Annotated in this window: 4 protein-coding genes and 2 tRNA genes; 3 read left to right on the top strand and 3 right to left on the bottom strand. The window is 54.0% G+C overall.

Annotated features, from left to right (window positions below):
- Window positions 1-15 precede the first annotated feature (15 nt).
- On the top strand, window positions 16-1146 hold the full coding sequence (gene tgt, locus AC2FJ6_RS20105) for a tRNA guanosine(34) transglycosylase Tgt (protein ID WP_170769629.1): 1131 nt from the start codon (window positions 16-18) through the stop codon (window positions 1144-1146).
- A gap of 23 nt (window positions 1147-1169) precedes the next feature.
- On the opposite strand, the gene AC2FJ6_RS20110 is transcribed toward tgt, so the two are convergent.
- Complete coding sequence (locus AC2FJ6_RS20110) at window positions 1170-2333, bottom strand: sugar-transfer associated ATP-grasp domain-containing protein (RefSeq protein ID WP_170769630.1); 1164 nt, start codon at window positions 2331-2333, stop codon at window positions 1170-1172.
- A gap of 328 nt (window positions 2334-2661) precedes the next feature.
- Between AC2FJ6_RS20110 and lon the strand changes: the two genes are divergently transcribed.
- On the top strand, window positions 2662-5070 hold the full coding sequence (gene lon, locus AC2FJ6_RS20115; protein WP_170769631.1) for an endopeptidase La: 2409 nt from the start codon (window positions 2662-2664) through the stop codon (window positions 5068-5070).
- A 104-nt stretch (window positions 5071-5174) separates the two neighbouring features.
- Here lon and AC2FJ6_RS20120 read toward each other — a convergent pair.
- Both AC2FJ6_RS20120 and AC2FJ6_RS20125 read right to left on the bottom strand, forming a co-directional pair.
- Window positions 5175-5249, bottom strand: a tRNA-Val gene (locus AC2FJ6_RS20120).
- Window positions 5250-5359: 110 nt separating this feature from the next.
- The gene (locus AC2FJ6_RS20125; protein WP_170769632.1) at window positions 5360-6097 is read right to left on the bottom strand and encodes a porin; all 738 of its coding nucleotides are present in this window, start codon (window positions 6095-6097) and stop codon (window positions 5360-5362) included.
- A gap of 340 nt (window positions 6098-6437) precedes the next feature.
- Between AC2FJ6_RS20125 and AC2FJ6_RS20130 the strand changes: the two genes are divergently transcribed.
- Window positions 6438-6514: transfer RNA gene (locus tag AC2FJ6_RS20130), tRNA-Asp, on the top strand.

Below are 6514 nucleotides of genomic sequence, written 5' to 3' on the forward strand. Positions count from 1 at the left end.
ACCCCGAGGCCCCCTATGACCGAACGTTTTTCTTTTGACCTGAAAGCCACCGACGGAAAGGCGAGAGCCGGCGTGATCCGCACACCGCGCGGCGAGGTTCGAACGCCCGCTTTTATGCCTGTCGGAACGGCGGCGACGGTCAAGGCGATGATGCCCGAAAGCGTGCGCGCAACCGGGGCCGATATCCTGTTGGGCAACACCTATCACTTGATGCTGCGCCCGACGGCAGAGCGGATTGACCGTCTGGGTGGGTTGCACAAGTTCATGAACTGGGAACGTCCGATCCTGACAGACTCGGGTGGGTTTCAGGTTATGTCCCTGGCCGGGCTTCGAAAACTGACCGAAAAGGGCGTGACCTTCAAATCGCATATCGACGGCTCCAAGCATGAGCTGACGCCAGAGCGGTCAATGGAAATCCAGCGCCTGCTGGGTTCGGATATCGTTATGTGTTTCGACGAATGCCCGGCCTTGCCTGCGGACCGGGACCGGATTGCTGAATCGATGCGACTGTCGATGCGATGGGCGCACAGGTCGCGTGATGCGTTCGGCGACCGTCCGGGCCACGCTTTGTTTGGCATTCAGCAAGGTGGACTAGAACAGGATTTCCGCGAAGAATCCGCCGAAGCCTTAAAAGAGATCGGGTTCGAAGGCTATGCGGTCGGCGGACTGGCCGTCGGCGAAGGCCAAGAGGCCATGTTCAGCGTTCTGGATTTCGCGCCTGATATGCTGCCCACCGACAAGCCACGCTATCTGATGGGAGTGGGCAAGCCCGATGACATCGTAGGCGCCGTTGCGCGCGGCATCGACATGATGGATTGTGTTTTGCCTTCGCGTTCAGGGCGCACAGGGCAGGTTTTCACCCGCTATGGCGTGGTCAATATTAAAAACGCCCGCCATGCGGATGACCCGCGCCCGCTGGATGAGCAGTGTACCTGTCCGGCCTGTTCAAACTACTCCCGCGCCTATTTGCACCATGTATTCCGCGCGAACGAGATGATCTCGGGGATGCTGCTGACCTGGCACAACCTGCACTATTTTCAGGAAATCATGCAGGGAATGCGCGGCGCGATTGCGGCGGGAACCTTTGAGGCATGGCAAAATCAATTCCATGCCCAACGCGCACAGGGCGATATCGAACCGATGTGAAATAAGCGGTTTAGGTCGTTTGTCTATCGCCGAAACGGCCAAAACTTCTTCTTTGGCTGTTCGTTGAAGTCCCAACCAAAACCTTCGAAAAACTCTCTAACTTCAGAAGTCAACATTCCACGCCCACTGGCGTACTGAGGTAGATCGAACCCACCACCATAGTTCAATTCGACGACGACCGGCCCACTTTCAGTTATCGAGATATCCGTTGACTGGTAGCGAATAGGTGCAAAGGTTCTGGCTGCGCGCTCATTAACTTCAACCAATTCGCGCCAAAATGGGAGTTGCAACCCCATCAGTCCTTTGACTTCTGGATGATCGTCCAGAAATTCGACTTCCTTGTCCGCCCGCCGCGCTACCGTTTCTATTTTCCCAGTTTCTACATTAACTGAGCACGCAATGTTCCCGGGTCTCCAGAATGCGTCGGCAATGTTATCTCCTTGAGGAATCTTAATAATCGCCATAGGGCAATAGACGTCGTTTTCTCGTACAAGATTGACCATGCGGACTGTTGCGAGAGCCGATGCATATTGGGAAATGTCCGGATGATTTTGAATGACAGACTGCAGCACATAAGAGTTATCGCCGACGATCTCGGCTAAAAATGTTTCGTATGAAACCGGGTCTCGTCCTTCACATACGATGGTTGTTTCATTTGCATCTTTTACCAAAAAAGCACCAAAACTCACCATGCCCTCAGTGATCTTACCGAACAGTCCTGAACCAAGGTTCTCAAGTAGAACATCCCGCAATTGCTCTGCCGTTGCTATGGTCTTCAACCTTGGGTAGATTCTGTTGGATTTATCTATAACAGCCAAAGTTTTAGGAACTGGAACACCGGCAGCCTCAAGTAGTGTGTAAGCTACAACTTTGTCTTCAGCAGCGGCACTCCACCCATTGTGGTTACACTTGTGGGTAATTGGCCAGTGAAGGTCATTCGAGATAAAGGCCGCACGTTCCGAATCGGTGTAGCGATCTATGTGGTGAAGACCATTTCGCACATACTCGACCATGTTCAACCGTCCGGGTACCTTTGACACTTTATTGAAGTCGAGCTGAGTTTTCATGACTGATCGTCCTGAGCTCTTTGCAGCATAAGCCAAGAGCTCCACATACTCGGAGTCTCGAACCTCTAGATAGTGCTTGTGGTCGTCTTCTGCTGCGGAGATTTTTTTTTGCGTGCTCATGCCAGAATGTCTCGTTTTTGAAGTGCGGGAGTTGTGCTTCACGATAAATCGTTTTCCTAATATTTTGAGTGAATTCAAAAAAATGTTGTTTAGCTGTTGTTTGAAGCCCACGATGTGGCATTACAACGTACTTGCACCAATCGATGAAACTGTTCCGAATGCGTTTTTCTAGCCTTGTAGTGGTATAGTCTTCAGGCCATTGTACTAGACGCAAAGGTAAGGTTGAAAAGAGGGGGCTATAACCCCACCTTAACCATCCAAACAGGAGATGGCCGAGTGTTGCCTGACACAGGGACCGGAGCCGTCTTGCCAATGATAAGGATAGAGCATGCAAGAGCCTCTGAATTCCTCGTACCCAGTACTGCCGTTGCGCGACATCGTGGTGTTTCCACATATGATCGTGCCGCTGTTCGTGGGACGGGAAAAATCCGTCCGCGCGCTGGAAGAAGTGATGCAGGACGACAAGCAGATTCTGCTGTCCAGCCAGATTGATCCGGGTGAGGACGATCCCGCAATCGACGGGATTTACCGGTCGGGCGTACTGGCAAATGTGCTGCAACTGCTGAAACTGCCTGATGGCACTGTCAAAGTGCTGGTCGAAGGGCAGGCGCGCGTGCAGATCACCGATTTTCTGGAAAATGACGATTTTTTCGAGGCCCGCGCCGAATATCTGACCGAAATTCCGGGCGACGTGACGACGACCGAGGCGCTGCTGCGCACCGTCGCAGATGAGTTCGAGCGTTACGCCAAAGTCCGCAAGAACATCCCCGAAGAAGCGCTGACCGCCGTTGGTGAAACCACCGAACCTGCCAAGTTGGCCGACCTGGTTTCGGGCCATCTTGGCATCGAGGTTGAGCAAAAGCAGGAACTGCTTGAGACGCTCTCGGTTAGTGAGCGGCTGGAAAAGGTCTATGGCCTCATGCAGGGCGAGATGTCGGTTCTGCAGGTCGAGAAAAAGATCAAGACCCGCGTCAAATCCCAGATGGAGAAGACGCAGCGCGAGTACTACCTGAATGAGCAAATGAAGGCCATTCAGAAAGAACTTGGGGATGGCGAGGACGGCAGCAATGAAGTTGCCGAGCTGGAAGAGAAAATCGCCGAGACCAAGCTGTCGAAAGAAGCGCGCGAAAAGGCCGAGGGTGAGCTGAAGAAGCTCAAGAACATGTCGCCCATGTCGGCCGAGGCCACCGTTGTGCGCAACTATCTGGACTGGATTTTGTCGCTTCCCTGGGGCACCAAATCCCGCGTCAAAAAGGATCTGGGCCGTGCCCAGGACATTTTGGATGCCGATCACTATGGGCTTGAGAAGGTCAAGGAACGGATCGTCGAGTATCTGGCGGTTCAACAGCGCTCGAAAAAGCTGAAAGGCCCGATCCTGTGCCTTGTCGGCCCTCCGGGTGTGGGTAAAACCTCGCTGGGTAAGTCGGTTGCCAAAGCCACGGGGCGCGAGTTCATTCGCATCTCGTTGGGTGGCGTGCGTGACGAATCTGAGATCCGCGGCCACCGTCGGACCTATATCGGTTCGATGCCCGGCAAGATCATCCAGTCGCTAAAAAAGGCAAAGACCACGAACCCGCTTATTTTGCTCGATGAGATCGACAAGATGGGGCAGGATTTCCGTGGCGACCCGGCTTCGGCCATGCTTGAAGTGCTGGACCCGGAACAGAACAGTACGTTCATGGACCACTACTTGGAGGTCGAATATGACCTGTCCAACGTGATGTTTCTAACCACGTCGAACAGCTATAATATGCCTGGGCCTTTGCTGGACCGGATGGAGATCATCCCGCTGGCTGGCTATACCGAGGAAGAGAAATCCGAGATAGCCAAGCAGCACCTGATCAGCAAGCAGGTTAAAAACCATGGCCTCAAGGCCAAGGAATTTGAGCTGACCGATGATGCGCTGCAATCCATCATCCGCACCTATACCCGGGAAGCGGGCGTGCGGAACTTGGAACGAGAGATCGCCAAGGTTGCCCGGAAATCGCTGACCAAGATCATCAAGAAAGAGGCCGAGTCGGTCACGGTGACGCCTGACAATCTGGATGATTTCCTGGGCGTGCCCAAATACCGCTATGGTCTGGCCGAACAGGACGATCAGGTCGGTGTTGTGACCGGTCTGGCCTATACCTCGGTCGGGGGCGATCTGCTGCATATCGAAGCGTTGAAACTGCCCGGCAAGGGGCGGATGAAGACCACCGGTAAGCTGGGCGATGTGATGAAGGAATCCATCGACGCGGCCTCGTCTTATGTGCGGTCAATCTCGCCTCAGATTGGGGTGAGGCCGACGAAATTCGACACGCTGGATATCCACGTCCACGTGCCGGATGGCGCGACGCCCAAGGATGGTCCCAGTGCGGGTCTGGCGATGGTGACGTCGATCGTGTCGGTGCTGACCGGTATTCCGGTTCGCAAGGATATCGCCATGACGGGCGAGGTTTCGCTGCGCGGCAACGCGATGCCGATCGGTGGGCTCAAGGAAAAACTGCTGGCGGCCCTGCGTGGTGGCATCAAGACGGTTCTGATCCCCGAGGAAAATGAAAAGGATCTGGCCGACATCCCGGACAACGTTAAGGAAGGGCTGGAGATCATCCCGGTCACCCATGTGTCCGAGGTCCTGAAACACGCACTGACAGGTGAGCCTGAAGCCATCGAATGGGACGAAGCAGCCGAGGAGGCCGCAGCCGCAGCTGCGAAAGCCGCAGAAAGTTCGGCGGCGTCTGCCAGAACACACTGAGTTCGGATTGAATGATCAAAATGGGCGGGGTTTCAACCTCGCCCTTTTTCATGCGGCTAACCAAAGAATTGGGACGCAAGGAACCACCAAGTTTTAGGGGAAAATGGTGGGTGATAAGAGATTTGAACTCCTGACATCTTCGATGTGAACGAAGCGCTCTACCACTGAGCTAATCACCCGTAAGGCGGCGTCTTACAGTGAGTCTTGGCCTGCCGCAAGAGCCGGGATTCGTTTTTCTAACCCCGGCACCAAAGTCCCCCCGGAGGCGCGCCCCGAGGGGAAAATGTCTTCATAGACCCGGCAAACCTGGCAGTGTGGACAGAACGCCACGCTGACCGAAGGTGGTGCCGCGCTCGTTGCCAAAGTTCACACGGACGCCGAAGCTGACATATGCTTCGTTTTCGCTACCGGACACCAATGGGGACGAAATATGGGCAACACCGACATTGCCGTAGACTTCGGCATTGTCCGCAGCCGCATAGGAGGCGCCAATGGCAAACAGGTTGTAGTCCAGTGCACCTGCAAAGTTGTCAACGATGTCAAAGCTCGCGTTCAGTTCCCATGCATCAGCCAATTCGGTTTTTGCTGAAATACCAAATAGCGTGCCATCTAGATCCGAGGCATTTGTCAGATCTTGCCGCCCAAGATAACCTTCGATCTCTGCGGGTCCGGCATCAAATCCGGCTTCCAGACCGTAGAATTCGAAATCGGCATCGTCTAGGTCTTCCTGGCCGTAAAACAGGCCGAAAGACGCGTTGTTGGCAGTGTGCCAGTTGCCGTGCAAGGTCCAGTTCGTTGCGGTCTCGCTTAGGTCCTGAAATCGCTGGACGCCAAGATCTAGCTGTGTGCTGAATGCGCGGTTAAATGCCAATTCTGCAGAACCGTTCAGGTTGTAGGCGTCACCGAAGTCGGTGTCTGTGAACGTAGAATAATCCAGATTCAAATATCCGCCGGAAAATTCGACAGCTTGTGCTGCACCAGTCAGGGTTGCTGCTGACAAAGCACTGCTAATAAAAAACTTTTTCACGTTTATGCTCCGTTTTCTTTTCGTTGTGCAATAGGGTCTTCTTGAGACCTTCTGGGCAATTGCGGACTTAATCGGGCTAGAGTGGAATGTGTATCTGGCACAGTTGAATTAGGTGCGATGTGGCGAAGCTGACACAGTTTTTGGTTGTGGCGAAAACACCTGCTGCTTGATCCACTTGCGTTATTGGCTGATCTACTGTCAAGACCGGTGATGAGACGTTGATCCGAGATCTTCGGCGAAGGTAAAATTTCCGAATTTGGAAAAAACTTCAAAACGCCGCTTGACGCTGCCCGAGTGGAGCCATAATACACCCCAACGTTCAGCAACGAACGTGCAGCGGGCGGTTGTAGCTCAGTTGGTTAGAGTACCGGCCTGTCACGCCGGGGGTCGCGGGTTCGAGCCCCGTCAACCGCGCCA

The sequence above is a fragment of the Ruegeria sp. CDSA089 genome, from assembly GCF_059612205.1.